At 46.2% G+C, this 22,788-nt stretch carries 20 protein-coding genes, 1 tRNA gene and 1 pseudogene; 17 read left to right on the top strand and 5 right to left on the bottom strand.

Translation table 11 applies throughout. The features are described from left to right. Positions 1-64 precede the first annotated feature (64 nt). Together QTP81_RS13310 and ilvN are read left to right on the top strand one after the other, a co-directional pair. Complete coding sequence (locus QTP81_RS13310; RefSeq protein WP_289366182.1) at positions 65-1,783, top strand: acetolactate synthase 3 large subunit; 1,719 nt, start codon at positions 65-67, stop codon at positions 1,781-1,783. After that, positions 1,783-2,280: an acetolactate synthase small subunit gene (gene ilvN / locus QTP81_RS13305; RefSeq protein WP_289366181.1), complete on the top strand. Its 498-nt coding sequence runs from the start codon at positions 1,783-1,785 to the stop codon at positions 2,278-2,280. Before QTP81_RS13310 ends, ilvN begins: the two co-directional genes overlap by 1 nt. Here ilvN and QTP81_RS13300 read toward each other — a convergent pair. Next, on the bottom strand, positions 2,277-3,203 hold the full coding sequence (locus QTP81_RS13300) for a hypothetical protein (protein ID WP_434532986.1): 927 nt from the start codon (positions 3,201-3,203) through the stop codon (positions 2,277-2,279). The genes ilvN and QTP81_RS13300 overlap by 4 nt on opposite strands. A 193-nt stretch (positions 3,204-3,396) precedes the next feature. Here QTP81_RS13300 and tatA point away from each other — a divergent pair, with 193 nt between their 5' ends. From tatA to hemB, 7 genes and pseudogenes are all read left to right on the top strand, one after another. Further along, positions 3,397-3,630, top strand: coding sequence for a Sec-independent protein translocase subunit TatA (tatA, locus tag QTP81_RS13295; protein ID WP_289366178.1), 234 nt, complete (start codon positions 3,397-3,399; stop codon positions 3,628-3,630). Positions 3,631-3,635: 5 nt separating this feature from the next. Then, positions 3,636-3,929, top strand: a pseudogene (gene tatB / locus QTP81_RS13290) (Sec-independent protein translocase protein TatB); the annotation flags it as partial. Positions 3,930-3,999: 70 nt separating this feature from the next. Beyond that, on the top strand, positions 4,000-4,737 hold the full coding sequence (gene tatC, locus QTP81_RS13285) for a twin-arginine translocase subunit TatC (RefSeq protein WP_289366176.1): 738 nt from the start codon (positions 4,000-4,002) through the stop codon (positions 4,735-4,737). Further along, positions 4,734-5,321: a hypothetical protein gene (locus QTP81_RS13280; RefSeq protein WP_289366175.1), complete on the top strand. Its 588-nt coding sequence runs from the start codon at positions 4,734-4,736 to the stop codon at positions 5,319-5,321. Before tatC ends, QTP81_RS13280 begins: the two co-directional genes overlap by 4 nt. Continuing rightward, positions 5,322-6,104, top strand: a complete 783-nt coding sequence (locus QTP81_RS13275; RefSeq protein WP_289366174.1) for a TatD family hydrolase — start codon at positions 5,322-5,324, stop codon at positions 6,102-6,104. After that, positions 6,097-8,022: a sensor domain-containing diguanylate cyclase gene (locus QTP81_RS13270; RefSeq protein ID WP_289366173.1), complete on the top strand. Its 1,926-nt coding sequence runs from the start codon at positions 6,097-6,099 to the stop codon at positions 8,020-8,022. The genes QTP81_RS13275 and QTP81_RS13270 overlap by 8 nt, the downstream gene beginning before the upstream one ends. Positions 8,023-8,024: 2 nt before the next feature. After that, on the top strand, positions 8,025-9,026 hold the full coding sequence (hemB, locus tag QTP81_RS13265; RefSeq protein WP_289366172.1) for a porphobilinogen synthase: 1,002 nt from the start codon (positions 8,025-8,027) through the stop codon (positions 9,024-9,026). A gap of 13 nt (positions 9,027-9,039) precedes the next feature. Here hemB and QTP81_RS13260 read toward each other — a convergent pair whose 3' ends face one another. Together QTP81_RS13260 and rhlB are read right to left on the bottom strand one after the other, a co-directional pair. After that, positions 9,040-10,548 carry a Ppx/GppA phosphatase family protein gene (locus QTP81_RS13260; RefSeq protein ID WP_289366171.1) on the bottom strand — a complete coding sequence of 503 codons (1,509 nt, stop codon included), beginning with the start codon at positions 10,546-10,548 and terminating at the stop codon, positions 9,040-9,042. Positions 10,549-10,551: 3 nt separating this feature from the next. Continuing rightward, positions 10,552-11,826 (bottom strand): ATP-dependent RNA helicase RhlB, encoded by a 1,275-nt coding sequence (gene rhlB / locus QTP81_RS13255; RefSeq protein ID WP_289366170.1) that lies wholly within the window; start codon positions 11,824-11,826, stop codon positions 10,552-10,554. A 100-nt stretch (positions 11,827-11,926) separates the two neighbouring features. Here rhlB and trxA point away from each other — a divergent pair, with 100 nt between their 5' ends. Next, positions 11,927-12,253: a thioredoxin TrxA gene (trxA, locus tag QTP81_RS13250; RefSeq protein WP_289366169.1), complete on the top strand. Its 327-nt coding sequence runs from the start codon at positions 11,927-11,929 to the stop codon at positions 12,251-12,253. 75 nt (positions 12,254-12,328) lie between these two features. Here the strand turns inward: trxA and QTP81_RS13245 are convergent, their stop codons facing one another. Further along, positions 12,329-13,294, bottom strand: coding sequence for a calcium/sodium antiporter (locus tag QTP81_RS13245; protein WP_289366168.1), 966 nt, complete (start codon positions 13,292-13,294; stop codon positions 12,329-12,331). Positions 13,295-13,386: 92 nt separating this feature from the next. Between QTP81_RS13245 and QTP81_RS13240 the strand changes: the two genes are divergently transcribed. From QTP81_RS13240 to QTP81_RS13225, 4 genes are all read left to right on the top strand, one after another. Beyond that, complete coding sequence (locus tag QTP81_RS13240) at positions 13,387-14,013, top strand: 2OG-Fe(II) oxygenase (protein WP_289366167.1); 627 nt, start codon at positions 13,387-13,389, stop codon at positions 14,011-14,013. A gap of 209 nt (positions 14,014-14,222) precedes the next feature. Beyond that, positions 14,223-15,488: a transcription termination factor Rho gene (rho, locus tag QTP81_RS13235; protein WP_289366166.1), complete on the top strand. Its 1,266-nt coding sequence runs from the start codon at positions 14,223-14,225 to the stop codon at positions 15,486-15,488. A gap of 114 nt (positions 15,489-15,602) precedes the next feature. Then, entirely contained in the window at positions 15,603-16,904 is a 1,302-nt protein-coding gene (locus QTP81_RS13230) for an amidohydrolase (protein ID WP_289366165.1), read from the top strand. A gap of 15 nt (positions 16,905-16,919) precedes the next feature. Then, positions 16,920-19,733 carry an ATP-binding protein gene (locus tag QTP81_RS13225; RefSeq protein WP_289366164.1) on the top strand — a complete coding sequence of 938 codons (2,814 nt, stop codon included), beginning with the start codon at positions 16,920-16,922 and terminating at the stop codon, positions 19,731-19,733. Positions 19,734-19,757: 24 nt separating this feature from the next. Here QTP81_RS13225 and QTP81_RS13220 read toward each other — a convergent pair whose 3' ends face one another. After that, positions 19,758-20,648: a LysR family transcriptional regulator gene (locus tag QTP81_RS13220; RefSeq protein WP_289366163.1), complete on the bottom strand. Its 891-nt coding sequence runs from the start codon at positions 20,646-20,648 to the stop codon at positions 19,758-19,760. A gap of 194 nt (positions 20,649-20,842) precedes the next feature. Between QTP81_RS13220 and purE the strand changes: the two genes are divergently transcribed. From purE to QTP81_RS13205, 3 genes are all read left to right on the top strand, one after another. After that, on the top strand, positions 20,843-21,334 hold the full coding sequence (gene purE / locus QTP81_RS13215; protein ID WP_289366162.1) for a 5-(carboxyamino)imidazole ribonucleotide mutase: 492 nt from the start codon (positions 20,843-20,845) through the stop codon (positions 21,332-21,334). After that, positions 21,331-22,470: a 5-(carboxyamino)imidazole ribonucleotide synthase gene (locus tag QTP81_RS13210; RefSeq protein WP_289366160.1), complete on the top strand. Its 1,140-nt coding sequence runs from the start codon at positions 21,331-21,333 to the stop codon at positions 22,468-22,470. The genes purE and QTP81_RS13210 overlap by 4 nt, the downstream gene beginning before the upstream one ends. A 68-nt stretch (positions 22,471-22,538) precedes the next feature. Next, positions 22,539-22,614: transfer RNA gene (locus QTP81_RS13205), tRNA-Thr, on the top strand. Positions 22,615-22,788: the final 174 nt, after the last annotated feature.

Genomic DNA, 22,788 nt, shown 5'->3' with positions numbered 1-22,788 from the left:
GAAACACGCTAGGTCAAAAGACCCAAAACGCAGTGTGTTATGAACAATCGTAGGAGTAATAACTGTGAAAATGATGTCAGGCGCAGCCATGGTGGTTGAGGCGCTTAAAGATGTAGGAGTTACCCATGTTTTCGGCTACCCTGGAGGTGCCGTACTCGACATTTATGATGCGCTATTCGCGCAAGATCATGTCAAGCATGTCCTCGTCCGTCATGAACAAGCTGCTGCACATATGGCTGATGGTTATGCTCGCTCAACCGGCAAAACGGGCACTGTCTTAGTAACATCTGGTCCCGGCGCAACAAATACGCTGACCGGTATCGCGACAGCCTACATGGACAGCATTCCAATGGTTGTATTGTCAGGTCAGGTGCCATCGATGCACATTGGTGAAGACGCATTCCAAGAGACTGACATGGTGGGCTGTTCACGCCCTGTGGTTAAGCACAGCTTTTTGGTCAAGCGCACCGAAGATATTCCTATGGCAATTGCCAAAGCTTATTACATTGCAAACTCTGGTCGACCTGGACCAGTCGTTGTAGATTTGCCTAAAGATTTGGTTAACGTCCTTGAAGAACATCCTTATGTCTTTCCTGATGACGTGTCGATGCGTTCGTATAACCCGACCGAAAAAGGACATAGTCGTCAAATTAAAAAAGCGGTCGCGGCGATAGTCAAAGCCCAGCGTCCGGTAATGTATGTTGGCGGTGGAGCGATAAATGCCGATGCGGCCGAGCAAGTGACGCAATTGGCCGAATTACTCAATGCGCCAGTTACTTGTACCTTGATGGGGCTGGGCGCTTTTTCAGGTGTTCACGAGCAGTCGCTGGGCATGCTTGGTATGCACGGTACGCTTGAGGCTAACAAAGCCATGCATAATTCCGATTGCATTATTGCCTTAGGGGCTCGATTTGATGACCGTGTGACCAATAACGTCGATAAGTTTTGTCCGCATGCGAACATCATTCATGTTGATATTGATCCTGCATCGATTTCAAAAACAGTCAATGCGCATATTCCTGTCGTGGGTTCAGTCAACAAAGTGTGTGAGCAGTTTTTGGCTGAGCTAGACAAACACGACTTGTCTGACCAAACCAATAAACTCGCTGACTGGTGGGAACAAATCCAGCAATGGCGCGCGCGTCAATGCCTTAAGTATCAAGACGCCAGTGATGTGATCAAGCCACAAAAAGTGGTTGAGGCGGTATACAAGCATACTAATGGTGAGGCATTCGTTAGCTCGGATGTTGGTCAACACCAGATGTTTGCTGCACTTTACTATCCCTTTGCAAAACCACGTCAATGGATAAACAGCGGCGGCTTGGGCACTATGGGTTTTGGTTTGCCAGCCGCTATGGGGGTGCAGTTTGCTCATCCTGAAGCTACGTCTGTGGTTATCACTGGGGATGGTAGTATTCAAATGAACATTCAGGAATTATCGACCTGTTTACAGTACAACTTACCCATCAAAATCATTTCGCTTAACAACCGCGCCTTGGGAATGGTCCGCCAATGGCAGGATATGATCTACAAGGGGCGCCACTCTCACAGTTATATGGACTCAATGCCCGATTTCGTTGCTTTGGCTGAGGCGTACGGTCATGTAGGGATCAAGGTCGACCAATTATCTGATTTAGATGATGCGATGGCCGAGTGCTTTGCGCTCAAGGACCGATTGGTATTTATGGATATCGCTGTTGATCAAAATGAACATGTTTATCCAATGCAGATCAAATGGGGCGCAATGGATGACATGCGTTTAAGTAAGACGGAGCGTACATAATGAAGCGGATTATATCAGTACTAATGGAAAACGCGCCGGGTGCACTTTCGCGAATTGTGGGGGTGTTCTCTCAGCGCGGTTATAATGTTGATTCATTGTGTGTTGCCCCAACAGACGACCCAAGTCTATCGCGTCTTACAATCATCACTCACGGTGACGATAAGGTCATTGAGCAAATAACCAAGCAAGTGAATAAACTCATCGATGTGCTTAAGGTTGTCGATTTAACTGAAGGCTCACATGTTGAGCGCGAATTAATGCTCATCAAAGTGGCGACACGCACTGAATTGGCGCGTGCCGAAGTTAAGCGCAACGTCGATATTTTCCGTGCGCGCATCGTTGATGTGCACGCGTCGAACTACACCATTGAAATTACCGGAACCAGTGACAAACTCGATGCGTTTGCTACAACCTTGGCACAAAACACCGATATTATTGAGTCGTCTCGTACAGGGGTTTGTGGATTAGCGCGCGGTGAAAAGGCCTTGCGTCCTTAAATCTTACCGTAAAAGACTTCAAGTCGCAGGGCGACGCCGAAAGACGGCTTGAAGTCTTCCTCCTTAAGCCATAGCACGAAAGGCTCAACTTCATAATACAGCCATTCACGCGTGGGGTTTGTGCGCCATCTAGCACTTAAAAACACTTGTTCGGTATGCATGTTGGGGCGTGATAAACCTTCAACAAAGAGGGTATAGATGTAAGCACTGGTGTCGCTAACTTGGCTCAAATACTGGGCTTCATGTCGCCAGCGCCAATCGTTAGTATTATCGCGATAGTAATAGCGGTTGTTTAATCGAGCCAACGAGTGCTCCGATAGAAGGTGTTGGTAACTCAGGCCTAATTCACCGCCGAGTTGATCACGGCTGTAATAATAAATTTCGGCGTCGTAAAAGATACCCATTTCGGCATTAAAATCGTGGCTATCTCGATAGCGACTTTTGACAAACACCTGATCCCGTCGACCGGCGCCAATACGATGGGATAATTTTGCATCAGGGCTGTGCCGAAAACGCAAAGCTAGCGTGGCTTGATCTCGCCTGCCTAACTGGTCATTACGCGTCGCTTTCACGCTGTTTTCTTGCAGATCATCTTCATCGTCGGTAAGGAGCAAATCGACGCGGTTTTTTAATGCGGGTAGGCGCACGCGAATGCGAAAGCGTAAATCCATTTCGGCAAAGTCCCGAGAGCGAGGTTCCCATCCCAGCCTGACGCGCCCAGATGCTGTGGCGTCTTCATGCGAGCTATCACCTGACAGCGCGAAAAAGTTATCGATACTGCGCGCGGTATTGTTCATGGCATCTTCAAAGTTCATATGCCATTGATCAAACCATTGTGGTTCATGGATCGGAACAGGTTGTGGCACAGCCAACTCCGACTCATTGTCTTGAGCGTCATTTGCTTGTGCTGTCAACGGTACCATCGCGCCGCAAAGCACCAGTACCTTGAGTCCATTTAATACATACGCGTAGTAGGGTGTAATAGCGTTCTCCTTATCGCTGATTGATGACTTTTTATCAACCTGTATACCTATAATGACAAATCTTCATAGCATTGAATAGCTACGTTGTGACACAATGTAGGATATGCATTTCTAATACCAGAAAAGGTGAAAAATGGGTGGCATAAGTCTTTGGCAGTTGCTGATTGTTTTATTGATTGTCGTTCTATTGTTCGGTACTAAGAAACTCCGTGGAATGGGCGGTGATTTGGGCTCCGCGGTTAAAGGCTTCAAAAAGGCTGTAAGTGATAAAGACGCCGACTTTGAAGAACAAAAGAAGGTAGAAGCCGCTGACTCGGAACCAACTGCGCAGTCCGAAACAAAAAAAACGGATAAATCCGACGCGTAATCTTTATGTTTGATATTGGTTTTTGGGAGCTACTGGTCATTGGTGTTATGGCACTTTTGGTGCTTGGGCCAGAACGATTGCCCGGAGCGATCCGCTCGACCGCGCGCACGATCCGTCGGGTAAAAAATATCGCCGGCGGTTTTAAAGCAGAAATCGACGAGCAACTTCGTATCCATGAGCTACATGAAAATTTGAAAAAGGCTGAAGCGATGAGTATGCACAATTTGTCGCCAGAGCTACAGAAAACGGTTGATGAGCTTAAAGCGGCGGCAGCGTCAGTGCAGCAGCCGTATAAGAAAAACACAGAATCCGAGGGAACGCCTGAAAATACCATTGCTGACCCTGCTATCGCTAATAAGTCAAAACCTGATGACAGCACCAGAGAATAACTTCATCTCACATCTGATCGAGCTTCGCAGCCGTATTTTACGCGCTATTGTAAGCGTCTTAGTGGTCTTTTTGTGCTTAGCTTATTTTGCTCAAGACCTCTACCATTTGCTCGCTATGCCCTTGTTGGCAACGATGCCTGAAGGCTCAAACATGATCGCAACCGACGTTGCTGCGCCATTTTTTGCCCCGTTTAAGTTAACCCTCGTATTATCGTTTTTTATTGCAATTCCCTACGTGCTTTATCAGATTTGGGGATTTGTAGCACCGGGCTTGTACAAGAATGAGAAAAATATGGTAGCGCCGTTACTTTTCTCTAGTACTCTGTTGTTTTACGCAGGGATGGCCTTTGCCTATTTTGTAGTTTTCCCATTAGCTTTCGCGTTTTTTAATAGCCTGGAATTGGAAGGTGTGCTTGTCAGTACCGATATCACCAGTTACTTAAATTTCGTGCTCAAGATATTTTTTGCGTTTGGGTTGGCATTTGAGATCCCCGTTGCAATTATTTTGCTGTGCTGGACCGGTGCAACGAATGCCGATTCACTGCGCGCTAAGCGACCTTATGTCATTGTCGGTGTATTTGTCGTTGGTATGTTGTTAACACCGCCCGATGTGATCTCACAAACATTATTAGCACTACCAATGTGGCTTCTATTTGAACTTGGCGTCATAATCGGTGGTCTATATTCTTCGAAAAAACAACAACAGGAATCTTCATGAAATTCAGTATTATTCGTGATGCTGCGCTAATCACCGTGTTTTCACTTAGCATAGCAGCTACTGCTAACGCTCAGCAGAGTATCGAAGAAGCCATTAGCCAATGCAGTAAGGAAACTAATAGCTTGCAGCGCTTGGTATGTTTTGACCGCCTGGCAAAAACGGTAAGAGAATACACGGGGGCGCAACAACAGTTGCCAACGGTGTCCCGTCAACCAGCGGTTGTAAGGCCATCGACCCCCGCAGCGAGTGTTGCCGCTCCAGAGGTACAACAGCAAGTTCAACAGCAAGCAGAGGTGGCAACGCGAAATGCACCGACTGCTGAGGAAGAGTTTGGCCTAGAGCATAAGCGCGATACCGATGCGATGATTAGCAAGCTGTACGCGCAAATCAGTTCTATTTCGACCAATCAGCGTCGCAAGCGCACGGTAACTCTAGATAATGGTCAACAATGGCAACAGCAAGATGGCAGTACGCTGAAGATCTCGGTTGGCGATACGATCTACATCGAGCGCGGTGTTCTTGGTGCATTCTATATGAGTACTGATGACGTTAACAAACGTATGAAGGTTAAACGAGTTAATTAGGTGCGATGGTTTGATGCAGGTGTAAATCAATTTGATCAACGTCTGCCTATTGAGCAAACACTGACCGCAGCTGAGCGCGCAGGCGTGACTCGGCTTTGTGTCATTGCCACCGAGGAGTCCGAGTGGTCATCATCTTTGGCTTGGCAAAACCAATACCCAGAGCAAATATGTTGTACCCTTGGTGTTCACCCGCACAATGCTGATAATGTTAGTTCAGATTGGGTGTCTAAGCTCACTACACTCGCTTCGCAAAGCAATGTTGCCGCTATTGGCGAATGTGGGCTTGATTACAACCGCATGTTCTCAACCCGTGATAATCAGTTGCAAGTATTTGAGCATCAGTTGAATGTCGCCACACAGTTACAGTTACCCGTCTATTTACACGAACGCGATGCGTTTCCCGATCAATACGCGTTACTCAATCAGTATGTTGGTGATTTAAACGGTGGTCTTGTGCACTGCTTTACGTCACATACAGAGCATTTAAAAGCATACTTGGAGCTCGGTTTTTATATCGGTATCACAGGTTGGATTTGTGATACCAAACGCGGTGTTGAATTACGCGAGGCTCTAGCTTATTTACCCCTTGATAGGCTCGTGCTGGAGACCGACGCGCCCTACTTGTTTCCCAAGGGAATGAAGCCCCGTCAACGCAATAATCAGCCGGCGAATTTACCTTTTATTGCCGAGCGTGTGGCAGAATTAAAACAAGTCTCAGTTGAACAACTGAGCCAAGTCAGTATTATCAATACAAACAAGCTTTTATGGCGTACCCATGACTGAAATAAGTGCATCCGCTATTGCGATCAATGCACCAACTAAGCGTTGGCATCTTGGCATTCTCAGTGCTTTCGTTTTGGTATGTCTGTGGGGTCTTGTTTTTCTGAGTTTGGTCGAAAAGCGCCAGCAAGTCATTGGTGATATTTATTATTTTAGTACGGCTGATACTGCGCTCACCGTTGAACAAGCGGCGCTGGTAGACGAAAAGACGTGGCAATCGATCGGTAGCGACAACTCACTCGGTATGAGTGATGATGCGTACTGGTTTAGATTCAGTGTGCCTGATGTTATCCGTCAAGACAGCAAGGAAAAGTTGCTCGAGATTGACTATCCCATGCTGGATCACTTAGAAATTTATTTGGTCAATCAATCAGAAAACAGTTTCGATATTATTGCGCGACACCAATTAGGTGATTTACAGGTCTTTTCGCAACGCCCGATTGATCATGCAGTATTCCTGGTGCCTTTGACCGATGTTGAGCGGATCAGCCATATTTACGCGCGCATAGAGACCGCTGGTACCGTGAGGTTCCCGCCAAGTATTTGGCTGGCAAACGATTACATCGCTTACACGACCCAGCACGCTAGCATCATGACTTTGTTCTTCGGCTTTATGGTGGCAATGGCGATATGTAATTTATTTTTCTTTATCACTACGCGCAGCATGACGTTTTTAGTCTATACCGGATACGTAGTGACGTTAGGTTTGTCATTGGCAGCTCTGCACGGGTTTGCGTTTCAATATTTATGGCCTAACAACCTGTATTTACAGGGGCGAGCTATTGCTATTTTAGCCAGTTTAACCTTGTGTTTTGCCGTTGTTTTCTCCAACCAGACTCTCGATGTTGTGCGTTACAGCAAGACAATAGAAAAGTTTTTAAAGTTCCTTGCAGGGATGTTCTTTGTCTTTAGTTTGGTCAGTTGGGTTGCGCCATATGCAATCATGATCAAGCTATTGATGCTGATGCTAATCATTGCGGTCTTGTCTATTTTGGCCTGTGGTATTTGGTTATCAGCCCGGGGAAGTGAAGTGGCACGATATTACACTCTGGCATGGTCGTTTTTATTACTAAGTGCTTTTTCAGCAACGTTAGATAACTTGAACATCGTCGAATTACCCGTTTCATCGCATTATATTTTGATCTTTGGTGCATCAGTTGAAACCTTGTTACTCGGGTTAATTTTGGCGATGCGTTACAGCCAACAGCGCGATAGTTTGACGGCTGCTCAAGCTATCGCACTGGAGCAAGAGCAGGCGGCAACGAAAGCCAAAGATGAATTGATTAAGGTGCAACAAGAAAGCCAAGATGAGTTGGAATACAAAGTACAAGAGCGTACGCTGGAATTGGATTTAGCGTTACGGGAGTTGTCTGAAGCCAATCGCGAGCTCGAACAACTCAGCGCTATGGATCCGTTAACGGGGATCCCCAATCGTCGTCATTTCGACAAACGCCTGCTAGCTGAGAGCCGCCGTAGCCGCCGTGAGCAAACTTCACTGGCTATAGCCATGCTCGATATTGACCACTTTAAACAGGTGAATGACCAATATGGCCATATTAGTGGCGATCAATGTTTACAACAGGTAGCAAAAATACTCACCGACGCTTTAAAACGCCCAACTGATGAAGTGTGCCGTTTCGGGGGGGAGGAGTTTGCGTTTATCCTACCCAATACCGATGTATTGGGCGCAACTCAGCTGCTTGAAAATATTCGCTTAACGGTTGAAGCAAGTGAGATAGAAACGGATGAACACACGTTTAAAGTGACGTTGAGTGCAGGTGTAACAGCGACGACCATGCGCCGCGAAGGTGAAGAGTTACAGTTACTCGAATTTGCCGACTCGCTACTCTACGAGGCGAAAAAGAATGGGCGCAATTGTGTCATCAACCGGGCATTTTCCGATAAACAACAGGATTATTGATAATGAACTATAGTCGGTCTTTTCCGCATGCACGCCCACGTCGGTTGCGCCGCACTGCGGCACTGCGTGATATGGTTGCTGAGGCCAGATTAACAACTGATGATTTAATTTACCCAATGTTCGTTTTACCGGGCACTAACCAACGTCAACAGGTTGATTCAATGCCTGGTGTAGAGCGTTTATCGGTTGACTTACTGCTTGCAGAGGCTGAGCAATTGCTGGCGTTAGGCGTGAATAGTTTAGCGCTGTTTCCGGTAACACCCGCGGAACATAAGTCGTTGTTGGCGGAACATGCATATGCCGAAGATGGTTTAGCTCAAACAGCTGTGCGTGAGTTGAAACAACGTTTCCCTGAGCTGATACTTATTACCGATGTAGCCCTCGACCCATTTACTGTGCATGGCCAAGATGGTTTACTCGACGACAGCGGTTATGTGCTTAACGACGAAACCACTGAAGTGTTGGTCAAACAAGCATTAAGCCATGCCCACGCGGGAGCTGATATTGTCGCGCCATCAGATATGATGGATGGTCGCATTGGCGCAATTCGACAAGCGTTGGAGTCAGAAAATTATATCCACACTTGTATCATGGCCTATTCGGCAAAGTATGCGTCACATTATTACGGGCCGTTCAGAGATGCGGTCGGTTCTGCAGGTAATTTGAAAGGCGCAGATAAGAAAACTTATCAGATGGACCCAGCCAACAGCGATGAAGCCCTTTATGAAATAGGTTTAGATATCGCTGAAGGGGCTGACATGGTAATGGTTAAGCCTGGGATGCCTTATTTAGATGTGGTGCAACGCTGTAAGCAAGAGTTTAACGTACCAACCTTTGCCTATCAGGTCAGTGGTGAATATGCGATGCACAAAGCCGCTTTTGCCAATGGCTGGTTGGCTGAGAGACCTGTAGTACTGGAGTCACTGCTTGCGTTTAAACGCGCGGGAGCAGACGGCATCTTGACTTATTTTGCTAAACAAGCGGCAGCTTACCTTAACGAGTAAATAGGGACAGACCCTAGTTACAGCTAAGCTGCCACCCTGCTTTGTGTTGCAACCAAGACTCATTGCTCAACTCAGCGCTGAGGAGTGGATGAGTCTTGAGCCAACCATCGGGAAAAGTTAACCGCCAGTGTTGGTCTTCGATGGCAAGTTCAAACTTAGGTATATCTAAATCTGCCCGTCGTATACACAGCACTACAGCCAGTCTCAATATACGCAACAAATTAATGATCATGGGTTTCACTTCAGGGTGATAGCCCGCAAAACTTTCTACGTTAATGTTTTGTCGATGCCCCTGCACTAGGTCGCGAATCGTGGTTTTTTGCAACTGGGTGTAGCCGGGTAGATCGATGTGAGACAGAACGTATGCACCGTGTTGGTGATAGAGTTTGTAGTCGATATGCAGGCCGAGTTCATGCAACATACTAGCGGCTTCAAGTACGGCATTAGTATCAAAGTTACAGATACCGGTTTGCTCGCAAACTTGTTCGCACAACATTTTTGCCACCTTGTGTACGTTGCGTGCATGCACCACGTCGATGCGAAAGCGTTGCATGGTTTGATTGAGCGTTTGTTCACGGCGGTCATTGTCTTGCATCGAGTCGAGCATGCCGTAAATCAAGCCTTCACGCAGCGCACCACCGGAAATATTCATATCTTTAATTTCAAGTTGCTCGAACAGACAAATCAAGATGGCTAAACCGCTTGGGAAAATCGCTCTGCGCGCTTCACTCAACCCATCGATTTGTAGCTTATCCATCGAACCACATTCAATACATTGGCGTCTAAGCTCGTATAGATAATCAAGCCGAATTGAATCACTGATCCCCTGATTGACTAGAATTTCAATAATGGCTTGCGGCGTTCCAGACGCGCCAAGACAGTTTTGCCAATCGAAGCACAAGAACTCCTCGCGCACTGGCACGAGTAATTCAGTAGCCGCGGTTTGGGCTTTCTCGAAGCACTCTGCTGCTAGTGAACCGCCGGCGAAATGGCGCTCCATAAAGGTAACGCAACCCATGTCCAAACTGGTCAAGGTGACTGGGTTCATATCGTTACCGAAAATAATTTCAGTGCTGGCGCCACCAATATCAATGACTAAGCTGCTGCCTTGATTGGCCGACGTATAAGCTACACCTAGGTATATTTGGCGAGCTTCCTCTTCGCCGCTGATAACGGGAATGGGCATACCTAATACTTCTTCACCACGCCGCAAAAACTCGCTGGCATTTACCGCTAATCGCAATGTGGCAGTAGCGACGATTTTGATATTACTGCGTGGAATATCTTCAAGGCGTTCGGCAAAAGAACGCAAACAGTTTAGCCCGCGCTCAATACTTAGGTTGTCGAGCTCCATCTGATCGTTCAAGCCTGCCGCTAAACGCACTTTCTGTTTAATCTTACCTACAATCTGCACACTGCCGTTGACGACGTGAACAATCACCATGTGAAAACTGTTAGACCCGAGATCGATAGCGGCGTAATATTCGCCGCGTAAGGTAGGCAGTCCTAAGGTGTTATTCATAAACTATCGGCGTCCTCTACCACCTGAGTGACGGGGCTTGTTTCCGCGAGATTGATTGCCTCGACCACGATCCGAGGGCCGACGGCGATGGATGGGTTTGGGCGGTGTAATATCATCGAGTAATGCAGAACTCTCATAATCAGTTACCGGGATGGCATGACTAATATATTCCTCAATCGCCGGTAAATTCAATGCATATTTTTCACACGCGAAACTGATTGCATGGCCACTCTTACCTGCTCGGCCTGTACGTCCAATACGGTGTACATAATCTTCAGCGTCATCGGGTAAATCGTAATTGAAAACATGAGTGACTTTTTCAATATGCAAACCACGCGCTGCAACATCGGTTGCGACTAAAATGTCGAGCTGACCTTTGGTGAACTTGTCGAGAATACCCAAACGTTTCTTTTGCGGAACATCGCCAGAAAGCATGCCAACGCGGTGGCCATCAGCTTTAAGCCATGCTTCAACTTGCTCACAACTGTGCTTGGTGTTGGCAAACACAATCGCTTTATCAGGCCATTCTTCTTCAAGCAAGGTTAGTAGCAAGCGCATTTTGTCTTCGTCGGACGGATAAAACAGTTCCTCTTGAACGCGACTTGCGGTTTTTTGCTCGGGCTCAACCTGCACATGAATAGGGTTATTCATGTGCTCATAGGCAAGTTCTTGAACGCGGAAGCTCAACGTTGCGGAGAACAACATACTCAATCTTTCAGTTGGCTTTGGCATGCGCCGGAATAAAAAGCGGATGTCCTTAATAAAGCCCAGATCGAACATGCGGTCAGCTTCGTCCAATACTGCTACTTGGATATTATTAAGGCTGAACACCCCTTGTTTAAAGTAATCGAGGATGCGGCCGGTAGTGCCGATAATGATATCGACACCTTTCTCTAATTTTTCTCGTTGACTTTGGTAACCTTCGCCCCCATATATCAACCCAAGCGATAATCCAGTATGTTTACTGAGCAATTCCGCATCGTTGTATATCTGTACGGCTAACTCTCGAGTTGGCGCCATGATGATGGCACGCGGCGCAGTTGACTGTGGTACTGGGTTTGACAGCAAGTGATGAAATGTAGCGACCAAAAAGGCGATAGTTTTACCTGTACCAGTTTGGGCTTGGCCGGCAACGTCTTGGCCTTCTAAACTGGGCGGCAAGCTGAGGGCTTGAATTGGCGTACAGTGCTTAAAATTTGCTGCATCTAGCGCAGCTATCACATCTTTATGGATCGGAAGTTCAGAAAAATGTGTAGTAGTTAAATGTGTTGTTTGCATAGCTTATAGCTTATCAATGCTTGCATTAAAAACAGATTCTATATAACACTTACGGTAGTGCTGAATAAGTATCAGCGACAGACCATTAACGGAGAAAAGAATGAGCGACAAAATTATCCAGTTGACTGATGATAAGTTCGAAGCAGATGTAATCAATGCTGCGGGTCCTGTGCTGGTTGACTTCTGGGCCGAGTGGTGTGGCCCCTGTAAAATGATTGCACCTATTTTAGAAGACATTGCAGGTGAATACGAAGGAAAGTTAACAGTTGGTAAACTGAATGTCGATGAAAATAATGAAACGCCACCTAAATATGGCATCCGTGGTATCCCAACTCTGTTGTTGTTCAAAGACGGTAACGTTGCAGCAACTAAAGTTGGTGCGCTATCAAAAACTCAGCTAGAAGAATTTCTTGCTGACCACGTTTAAGCTGGATTCACACAAAAAAAAGCGGAGTTAGTTGCTCCGCTTTTTTATACTCACTATTACTCAATCTGCGTTTCATTAAAACGACGACTGAATCAGGTATCCCATATAGACGAAGTACAAGACCGCAAACAAACCGCCTTCTACACGATTTATCTTGCCAGGACCTCGCAAGCCAATGCATGAGACAAATAACGCTACGGTCAATCCAATCATAATGAGTGCGTCGCGATAAAGGAATTCCGGTGCGACCTCCATCGGTGCAATAACACCTGCCAAGCCAACCACGCCTAAGGTATTAAATAGGTTCGAACCTATCACATTACCCAACGCCAATTCATGCTCACCTTTTCTTACCGCCGCGATAGCTGCTGCGAGTTCAGGTAAAGATGTGCCAATTGCGATTATCGTTAAGCCAATAATTACATCGCTAACGCCAAAGGCAACAGCAACTTCTACCGCCCCCCATACCAGTAGGCGTGAACTGGCAATTAATAAAACCAGGCCGGTCAACAGAATAATTAAGCTCTTTTTCAGCGGTTGGTGCTCGGGGACTTCACAGGCTACGTCGCCGGCTAGGGCGTCATCATCGCCGCCGCGCATACCAGAAACAATGCTCCAAACCATTAGGCCGGCAAAGATACCGAGCAGGGCGTATGCATCATCGTATGACACTCGCAGGTCAATGAGCTGATAGACCGAAAACAAAGTAACGGCCAATAGCAGTGGCAACTCCTTCTTTAACACTTCTGACTTTACTGCAATTGGGCTTAGCAGGGCGGTTAAGCCTAAAATTAATGCAATATTCGCTATATTCGAGCCGTAGGCATTTCCCAGTGCCAGTCCCGGATTTCCTTGAGTCGCAGCGAACGCAGAAACGATCATTTCCGGCGCGGATGTGCCGAAGCCAATAATGATCATACCAATAAGCAAAGGCGACATACCGAGATATCGCGCAGTTGCTGCGGCACCATCAACAAACTTACCGGCACTCCAGAGTAAAACAATTAAGCCACCAATGATGGCAAGGATTGGTAATGTCATAACTTCCTAATAAAAAACGATTCTGCCGCTATAGCTTAAAGCATAGTAAGATATGCGTCTTAAACCAGTCATGCTTTCAATATGTAACCCGGATGCAAACAGACCAAAAAATCTTTGAAACCATCGTTAACGACCTGCGCACTAAGGGGTACAGTATTCAGCCGTACGCGCTACCAGACGAACTGGCAGACGCACTCATTAATGCAATAGTGGGTATGGATACAGAGGATTTCAAGTCCGCAGGTGTCGGGCGCGACACTTTGCATCAAATAAACCATCAGGTGCGTCGCGATACTATCCATTGGATCGATGAAAAAAGCCCAACAGGGCGCGATTGGCTTGCTTGGATGGGCGACTTACAAAGTGCAATCAATCGTCAGCTGTTTCTTGGTTTGGACTACTATGAAAGTCATTTTGCACACTATCGCGAAGGAGCGTTTTACAAACGCCATGTTGATGCATTTGTCGGTCAAGATAATCGCGTTCTTTCGACGGTAGCTTATTTAAATCGCGATTGGCCCAGTGATGCTGGTGGGGAACTTGTACTGTATCGTGATGAACAGGACCAAACAGGAATAAAAGTGGTGCCAGAGTTTGCCACCTTGGTCGTTTTTCTGAGTGAAGAGTTTCCGCATGAAGTGCTGCCGGCCAGACGTGAGCGTTATTCAATTGCAGGTTGGTTTCGGCGTCGCGGAGGGAAAAATACTATTTTTGCCTAACATAACTCTGCCGAAGCCCTGATATACGTAGTTTTAGTGACTTTTTTGTCCTGTTTTAACGTTCTTACTAGACGAAAAGAAAATATGGTGCTAAGTTTCTTAACAGCTCAACCAGAGCTTCCTATTTTCTATCAAATCCGAGCTGTATATAACTCTTTTCGAATAACAATAACGCCTAGAGCGACGTATACGTACAAAGACCCACCAATATGAATTTAACTGAACTTAAGAATAAACCCATTAGCGAACTTGTTGCTTTGGCCGAAGAAATGGGCCTGGAAAACATGGCTCGCGCACGCAAGCAAGACATCATTTTCTCGATTTTAAAAACCCATGCTAAAGGCGGTGAAGACATCTTTGGCGATGGTGTATTGGAAATATTGCAAGATGGGTTTGGATTCTTGCGTTCGTCTGATTCTTCATACTTGGCCGGTCCTGACGACATCTATGTATCACCCAGTCAGATTCGACGCTTTAACTTGCGCACGGGGGATACTATTTCGGGTAAGATTCGCCCACCAAAAGACAGTGAACGCTATTTCGCCTTGTTGAAAATCCGTGAAGTAAATTTTGATAAGCCCGAAAACTCCCGTAATAAAATCCTGTTTGAAAACCTTACACCACTCCATGCCAATGAGCGTTTACGTATGGAACGTGGAAACGGCAGTACCGAAGACATTACTGCCCGAGTATTGGATTTAGCTTCACCGATTGGTCGTGGTCAGCGAGGCTTGATTGTCGCTCCACCGAAAGCGGGTAAAACCTTATTACTACAAAATATCGCTCAATCAATTGCCGCTAATCATCCTGAGTGTCAACTAATGGTGTTGCTGATCGATGAGCGCCCGGAAGAAGTAACCGAAATGCAACGCTTAGTTCAGGGGGAAGTTGTCGCTTCGACCTTTGACGAGCCTGCTAGCCGTCACGTGCAAGTTGCCGAAATGGTGATTGAAAAAGCCAAGCGTTTAGTCGAGCACAAAAAAGACGTCGTAATCTTACTCGACTCTATCACCCGTTTAGCGCGTGCATACAATACCGTAATTCCTTCTTCGGGCAAGGTATTAACCGGTGGTGTTGACGCTAACGCATTACATAAGCCTAAGCGCTTCTTTGGTGCAGCGCGAAACGTTGAAGAAGGTGGTAGCTTAACTATCATCGCGACTGCACTTATCGATACTGGCTCAAAAATGGATGAGGTTATCTATGAAGAGTTTAAAGGTACCGGTAATATGGAGCTGCACTTAAACCGTAAGATCGCTGAGAAGCGCGTATTCCCAGCGATTGATTTCAATCGCTCTGGTACGCGTCGAGAAGAATTGCTTACCAACCAAGAAGAATTACAGAAAATGTGGATCTTGCGTAAGATTGTGCATGAGATGTCAGAGATCGACGCGATGGAGTTCCTCATCAACCGCTTAGCCATGAGCAAAACCAATGATGAATTCTTTGATGCAATGAAACGGCAAAAGAGCTAATGCTCACAAATTAATTGTATTGAAAAGCCATATCGATTCGATGTGGCTTTTTTTATGGGCTGTTGCTAATAAATCGGTTAGTCTTTAGTAACCTAGTGTGGAATGAGCGAGACCATGAAAAAAATAATCGTAAGCCTACTCACTATCTTTTTTGTTACCTCTGCCAATGCAAAACCAACAGAAGCTGAATTAAGTGCGTTGTCTGCTAGTGTAGAGGAGCAAGTGATTGCATGGAGGCACCATTTTCACGAGTTTCCCGAATTATCGAATCGTGAATTTCAAACCGCGGCTTATATTGAAACCTACTTGCGCTCACTGGGTTTAGAAGTAACGACTGGTGTGGCCAAAACGGGGGTTGTGGGGGTTCTAGACACCGGCAAACCAGGACCTGTTGTAGCTCTCAGAGCGGATATGGACGGCTTGCCCGTTTTAGAACAAAACGATCTGCCCTATAAATCAGTGCAACGCGGTATGTTCAATGGCAATGAAGTACCTGTGATGCACGCGTGTGGACACGATACGCATATGGCAATGCTGATGGGAGCAGCCAACATTCTCGTTACAGTTAAGGATCAATTGCGCGGGCAGATTAAGTTCATTTTTCAACCTGCAGAAGAGGGATCACCCGCTGGTGAGGAAGGCGGTGCCGAAGTTATGGTGCGCGAGGGCGTATTAGAAAACCCCGACGTCGATGTTATTTTTGGTTTGCACATTAGTGCCGATACTGATGTGGGCAAGGTGCGTTATCGCGCAGGTGGTGTAATGGCAGCCGTTGACCCGTTTAAAATTGTGATCAAAGGCAAGCAAGCGCATGGTGCTTACCCGTGGCTAAGCGTGGATCCGATAACCACAGCCGCTCAAGTGATTATGAGTTTACAAACTATTGTGAGTCGTGAAATTAAAGTGATTGACGACGCAGCGGTGGTAACTATCGGTTCGATTCACGGTGGCAACCGTTCGAATATTATTCCCAGTGAAGTGGAGATGGTTGGAACCATTCGAACATTGAATCAGAAAGCGCGCGATCACATTTATGAGGCGCTACCACGCAAAGTACACGCTATTGCACAAAGCATGCGAGCAACGGCTGAAGTCACCTTACCACTGGATTACAACTACCCAATAACCTTTAATGACCCGGACCTTATGGCTCAGATGCTACCCACTATTCAACGCACAGCGGGAGTCGATAATGCATTGTTATCTAAGCCAGTAACGGGCGCAGAAGACTTTTCGTTTTTCCAAGAGAAAGTGCCCGGTGTGTATTTATGGGTAGGCGGCAAGCCGTTAGATGTGCCAGCCGATGAGGCGCCTGCGCATCATACGCCTGAGTTTATAGTAGACGATAGCGGTATGCGGTTAGGTGTTGATCTGTTAACCAACATGACTATTGATTATCTGTTTGCCGCGCAGTAGGACATTAATGAAAAAATGCCAGTGGTAAGTTACCTTCTGAATAATAAGTCAATCAGTGTCGTGCTGATGATTGTTATGGGGACGTTGTTACATATTCTGCCAGCGCCCTTTGAGACTGGGGGAATTTTTGCCTTTGGCTTTTCTGTTGCCATCTTTATTGGTTTGATGTTTGGCTTGCTGCCAGCCGCTATCAGTTCTTTGATTATCAGCTTGCCATACTGGTTGGTATTGTTTATCGATGTGACTTGGCTAGATGTTCAGCAGTATCATCCGGTCGTCATTGCACTGATGATGCTTCAGCCAATAATGGTGACAAAACTCTCATTCGATCGCACCGTAAAACGTGCTCTCACAGTTGGCTTAGGCTTTTGGCTACTGTTTAGTATTCCGCTATTTGTGTTGGTTTTATACAGTGCAAACCCAACCAGTTTCCAATTGGCGATAACTGCAACGGCGGTGTGCTGTTTTGTTGGTATTGTGAACTTACTTGCCGGTCATTTTGTGTATATTGCGCGATTTATGGTATGGCCTTCAGACCGTACACCAATGATTGAAGTGCGGTTTCTGTTTCAGTACTTTTTCGCTGGCGTGTTTTTCTTTGCCTTGGTCGGTATTGTATTTTCATATATCAGTAGTTTTCAAAGCCAGCAAAAAGAACAACTTCTCGATTACATGCAGCAGCGGACTAATGTCCTCAATGATCAGCTGGCAAGTTTTTTTGAACAGCATCAGGCAGCGGTTGAACTAACCGCTGGAGTTGTCTCTAGAAGTCCCAATCTTTCACAAGCGGTTCTATCCGATTTGGCCGCTCAGTATCCCCAGTTTTTAACGTTTTTAATCACAGATTCAGAGGGGCAAATCACCCACAGTTATCCGGCGACACTGTTACAAGCATCGCAGCGTTCTGGGTTTACTAACGTCTCTGAGCGCGAGTACTTTTCTGAGCCAAAACGCACATTGAGACCTTACATCTCATCCGCCTTCCAAGGCAGAGGATTCGGCAACGACAATATTGTTGCTATTGCGTCGCCTATTTTGGACGGCGAAGGAAGGTTCGTAGGTATAGTTGAAGGTTCACTAGGATTAAACCAATTTAATCTTTACGATGATCGCAACCTCACGGGCTTTGAGATCATGATCAGCGACAAGCGACAACAGGTGGTTTTTTCTAGTTCAGAGCTAGATATTCCACGATTGGCAAGCTTGAATGCAGAGTTCTGCTTTACGCAAACATGCGCCGCTAATGTGGTCAATATTGCCAATCGCGACTGGTTCATCCGCTCGAGCTTTAAAGGCCCAATGGGTTGGGCATCACATGTTTACTTCCCGCGTGCTGAGTTTGTTGAATTAACGTCTCAATACATTTTCAGTGCTTTAGCGGTATTACTGGTATTGGGTGCTGGTGGTATTGGTATGGGATATTTAGTGGCTACATTGGTTTCCCGGCCGATGCAAACACTGATGCATCAATTTGCTATTTTTGACCCAGCAAGTAAACAAAAGTCGCCACAGGATTTACGCAATAAGCTGTATTTGCGTGAAGTAGATGCGTTAAACAGTGAGTTTATTAGTTTGCGCAACCGGCTCGTTGACACCTTTAATGAGTTGCGCGTAGCACGATCAGAGCAAGAAGTTTTAAACAAAGAGTTATCGGACTTAAATGTTAACTTACAACAGCGGGTTGATGAAAAAACAAAATCACTGAGTGTGGCGCTAAAACTGGCTGAAGTGGCCAGTGAGGCGAAGTCTAAGTTCTTAGCCAATATGTCACATGAAATTCGCACACCGATGAACGGGATCATCGGTAGCTGTGAAAATCTCTTGGCCGAGGACTTACCCGAAGAGGTTAAATATCGCATTAATATCGTGGCTGAGTCTGCCAATAACCTATTACTAATCCTCAATAGTGTTTTAGATTGGTCAAAGATTGAATCGGGCGAGATGCAGTTACAACAAAAACCGTTTGATATTGTTTCAGCAACGCGTGCTGCTGCCGAATTACACGGTAATAATGCAGCCCGCAAAGGTGTTCGCCTCGTAGTTGATATCAATGAGCGCGTGCCCAAATCTGTCAATGGAGATGCCGGTAAATTCGCCCAGATACTGAATAATTTGTTGAATAACGCAATCAAATTTACTGACTTTGGCAACGTTACACTGCGCTTAGACTATGACAATGAAATGATTGCCTTGATGGTAAAAGATACTGGTGTTGGTATGACTAACACCGATCTGCAAAAAATCTTTGATGAGTTTGTTCAAGCTGACTTAAGTTCGACAAAAGCGCATGCTGGCACCGGGTTAGGGTTAGCCATTACCAAACGTATGGTTGAGATTATGGGTGGGAATATCGCCGTCGATAGCGTGAAGGGGCAAGGCTCTACATTCTTAATTACCCTACCAATGAGTACGGCAGCAAATACCGTGATCCGCAGTGAAAAAGGCTTACCTGTTTTACCCAGTGGTTTGCGCGTATTAGTCGCAGAGGACAATGACGTTAATGCCGATATTTTGTGTGATATGCTCGCCAAGGCAAATATTCGAACCTTGCGAGTTGCTAATGGTGAAGACGTTATTGCGGCGGTTAATAAATATCAGTTTGATGCGGTGTTAATGGATTTACAAATGCCTGTGCTTGATGGATTACAAGCGACGATCAAAATCCGTAATCTCGAGAATGAACGAGCAAAAACCAAAATTATCGCTGTAACAGCAAACGCGTTTGTTGAGGACCGGGAGAAATGTCTGGCAGCCGGAATGGATGACTTTTTAAGTAAACCCATAACCCGAGCTGCACTGTTAAATACTATCGCACGAAATATCGCTTAACAGTCAGATATTGAGCCGGAAGACTTAACCTGTCACATCTCCATGCTCGCGCAAAAATTGTTTGAAACCAGATGCAGCGAGGCTTTCAGGTCGACTATTTAACGTCACTGCTTGCCAATGGTTGTGCAACGGAAAGTCATTGACTGATAACAACTTTACGTCATCCGTTGGCGTATGTGCCAAGGTATGCTCAGATATTATCGCGATCCCCAATCCTGTTGCTACAGCAAGTCGAATCGCTTCGTTGCTCTCAATGATCATCGGTTGGGTAAACTCTATGCCATTTTTACGGCAATACTCATCAATTAACTTGCGCGTACCCGAACCTTGCTCGCGCAGTAATACCCGCTGGTCGGCTAATGAAGCTAAAGTGCAATGGTCGGGGCCGCTGTAGTTATGCGGCGCAATCACACTTAGCTTATTAAGCAAAAAAGCTTCAGCGGTGATAGGCATATCTTCTGGTGGCTGGCTAAAGATATAAATATCATCTTGATTGTTCTTTAGGCGCTCTATCAGTTGAGCGCGGTTGGCGACTTTTAAAGTAACCTCAATGCCAGGGTGTGCATTGCAAAAATCTGCGAGCAATGGCGGGATAACATATTTAGCCGTCGTAACTACCGCAATTTTTAACGTGCCAGTTTCCATGCCTTGTAACGCTTGGATGTAACTATTTAAACGCGCTTGCGAGGTTAGCACTTCTTGCGCACATTGATACACGGCCTTACCCGCTTCGGTCAATTGCAGTTGACCGTGCTGCTGTTCCAGCAACACCATACCAAATAGTGATGATAACTTTTTTAATTGCAACGAAACCGTTGGTTGGGATAGGCCAAGTGCAGCAGACGCGGCCGTCACCGAGCCACTATCGACGACTTGTTGGTATACTTGTAAGAGTCTAAACGTCAGCGAATTCATAATTTAATAATAGATTAGTATAAAAAAAAATTACCTTTCCATTGGTGAAAGTAAATTTAGCGATTAAATAACCGTGTATTTATGTACGTCAATACTTGGGATTGGGAACAAAAGAAAAAAACGGCTATAATCTGCGCCCGTTCTGACATTCACCGAACGTCACATAAACAAACCTAGCTACAGTAGGAGTTTCAATGAATAAAGTTGCCATTGTAATGGGCTCTACGTCCGACTGGCCAACCATGCAAAACGCCGCCAAAATGTTACGCGAAATGGGCGTAGAATTTGAGGCCAAGGTGGTATCTGCTCACCGTACACCTGATCGGTTGACAGAGTTTGCAGTAACTGCGGCTGAGCAAGGATTTGATGTGATTATCGCTGGCGCTGGTGGCGCAGCACACTTACCTGGAATGATTGCTGCTCACACGCACTTGCCGGTACTGGGCTGTCCAGTGCGCTCCAGTCAACTCAGTGGCATGGACTCATTGCTGTCAATCGTACAAATGCCAAAAGGTGTTGCGGTAGGTACTCTTGCTATCGGTGATGCCGGAGCAGCTAATGCAGGGTTACTAGCGGCTCAAATCATTGCCTTGCACGATGACACTGTGCGACAAAACATTATTAATTTCCGTGCAGCGCAAACTGAAAAAGTGCTCGCTAGCGCTGATTTGGAACTGCCAGAATGAGAGTACTCGTTTATGGTGACGGCCAACTAGCACAAATGCTTAACTTAGCCGGTGTACCTCTGGGAATAGATGTTGCTGCTGTGAACGTAAAAGATCACAGCATCGTTAACCCGGTTGACAAAGCGCCGCGCACCGAATCACTCAAACAAGCCATTACTGACGCTAAAGCCCTGACGGTTGAATTTGAGCATGTGCCGGTGGGACTCTTGGAAGATGCTGATGCGTCAGGCAAGTTACATCCTTCTTTTACGGCAATACGCATTGGCGCCGACCGCGTGTTAGAAAAACGTTTCTTAGAACGCTTACAGATCCCCAACTGCCGCCATCAAATTATCACTGAGCACAGTCAACTCGACAATATCGTGGCAGAGCTGGGTGAAAAAGTCATTATCAAGGCGAGCTTAGATGGTTATGATGGCTATGGTCAGTGGCGCTTAAAAGCCGCTTCTCAGCTACCCGAATTGAAAGCGCAGTTAGCTGATTTAGACCTAGGCGCTGTACCTTTGATCGCAGAGCAAATGGTATCGTTTGAACGTGAGTTATCGCTGATTGGAGCGCGCAACGCGCAAGGGCAAGTTAACTTTTATCCTCTTGCTGAAAATCGCCATCACGAAGGTCAGCTCCATGTATCGGTTGCGCCTGCTCCCAAACTTACCGAAGAGTTAACCCAACAAGCCCAGCAAATATTCACTACCATTGTTGAAGACTTAGATTATGTTGGTGTGTTAGCTGTAGAAATGTTCCAAATCGGCGAGCGATTAATCGTTAATGAATTAGCCCCTCGCGTTCACAATTCTGGGCATTGGAGTATTCACGGCGCAGAGACATCGCAGTTTGAGAATCAGTTACGCGCTGTGCTTAATTTGCCTTTGGGTGATATGTCTGCTCACAGTGTCAGTGCTATGGTTAACATTATCGGCTGCGGCAGTATTGCTAAGGAAGTGTTAGCGGTACCAGGCTGCCATTTACACTGGTATGGAAAAACCGTTCGCGCCAAGCGCAAGATGGGCCACATTAATGTGGTTGCAGAGAGTTACGCACAATTAGCACAACGGCTTGATGAGCTTGCAGGACTCCTACCTTTGGAGTTTTTCCCAGTGTTAGAAGACGAAGCTCAACGCTTGGCAGAGCAATAAAACAAGCAAACATAATTTAAAGGCTTGACAATTTATGCCGCATTCATAAAATGCGCGTTCTTTCGTGTGCCGACTTAGCTCAGTTGGTAGAGCAACTGACTTGTAATCAGTAGGTCGCCAGTTCGATTCCGGCAGTCGGCACCATTTATCCACACCGAAAGAAACGCAACGACCACCAGTTGTATCAACACCCCACGAACTGACACCCTACTGATAAATCAGTAGCCTTTGTAAGAGCAGCAGTTCGATTCCGGCAGTCGGCACCATTTATCCACACCGAAAGAAACGCAACGACCACCAGTTGTATCAACACCCCAC

It is taken from the genome of Neoalteromonas arenosi, assembly GCF_030362855.1.
Taxonomy (GTDB): Bacteria; Pseudomonadota; Gammaproteobacteria; order Enterobacterales; family Alteromonadaceae; genus Alteromonas_E; species Alteromonas_E arenosi.
This window is presented reverse-complemented; position numbering and strand designations above follow the sequence as displayed.

Bases quoted from the DNA above. Each gene is read 5' to 3' on its own strand.
- purE (WP_289366162.1), top strand. From the start codon at position 20,843: ATGAATAAAGTTGCCATTGTAATGGGCTCTACGTCCGACTGGCCAACC.
- QTP81_RS13210 (WP_289366160.1), top strand. From the start codon at position 21,331: ATGAGAGTACTCGTTTATGGTGACGGCCAACTAGCACAAATGCTTAAC.
- QTP81_RS13230 (WP_289366165.1), top strand. From the start codon at position 15,603: ATGAAAAAAATAATCGTAAGCCTACTCACTATCTTTTTTGTTACCTCT.
- QTP81_RS13220 (WP_289366163.1), bottom strand. From the start codon at position 20,648: ATGAATTCGCTGACGTTTAGACTCTTACAAGTATACCAACAAGTCGTC.
- rhlB (WP_289366170.1), bottom strand. From the start codon at position 11,826: ATGCAAACAACACATTTAACTACTACACATTTTTCTGAACTTCCGATC.
- QTP81_RS13300 (WP_434532986.1), bottom strand. From the start codon at position 3,203: ATGGTACCGTTGACAGCACAAGCAAATGACGCTCAAGACAATGAGTCG.
- trxA (WP_289366169.1), top strand. From the start codon at position 11,927: ATGAGCGACAAAATTATCCAGTTGACTGATGATAAGTTCGAAGCAGAT.
- QTP81_RS13280 (WP_289366175.1), top strand. From the start codon at position 4,734: ATGAAATTCAGTATTATTCGTGATGCTGCGCTAATCACCGTGTTTTCA.
- QTP81_RS13225 (WP_289366164.1), top strand. From the start codon at position 16,920: ATGCCAGTGGTAAGTTACCTTCTGAATAATAAGTCAATCAGTGTCGTG.
- tatA (WP_289366178.1), top strand. From the start codon at position 3,397: ATGGGTGGCATAAGTCTTTGGCAGTTGCTGATTGTTTTATTGATTGTC.
- tatC (WP_289366176.1), top strand. From the start codon at position 4,000: ATGACAGCACCAGAGAATAACTTCATCTCACATCTGATCGAGCTTCGC.
- QTP81_RS13245 (WP_289366168.1), bottom strand. From the start codon at position 13,294: ATGACATTACCAATCCTTGCCATCATTGGTGGCTTAATTGTTTTACTC.
- QTP81_RS13260 (WP_289366171.1), bottom strand. From the start codon at position 10,548: ATGAATAACACCTTAGGACTGCCTACCTTACGCGGCGAATATTACGCC.
- ilvN (WP_289366181.1), top strand. From the start codon at position 1,783: ATGAAGCGGATTATATCAGTACTAATGGAAAACGCGCCGGGTGCACTT.
- QTP81_RS13240 (WP_289366167.1), top strand. From the start codon at position 13,387: ATGCAAACAGACCAAAAAATCTTTGAAACCATCGTTAACGACCTGCGC.
- rho (WP_289366166.1), top strand. From the start codon at position 14,223: ATGAATTTAACTGAACTTAAGAATAAACCCATTAGCGAACTTGTTGCT.
- QTP81_RS13270 (WP_289366173.1), top strand. From the start codon at position 6,097: ATGACTGAAATAAGTGCATCCGCTATTGCGATCAATGCACCAACTAAG.
- hemB (WP_289366172.1), top strand. From the start codon at position 8,025: ATGAACTATAGTCGGTCTTTTCCGCATGCACGCCCACGTCGGTTGCGC.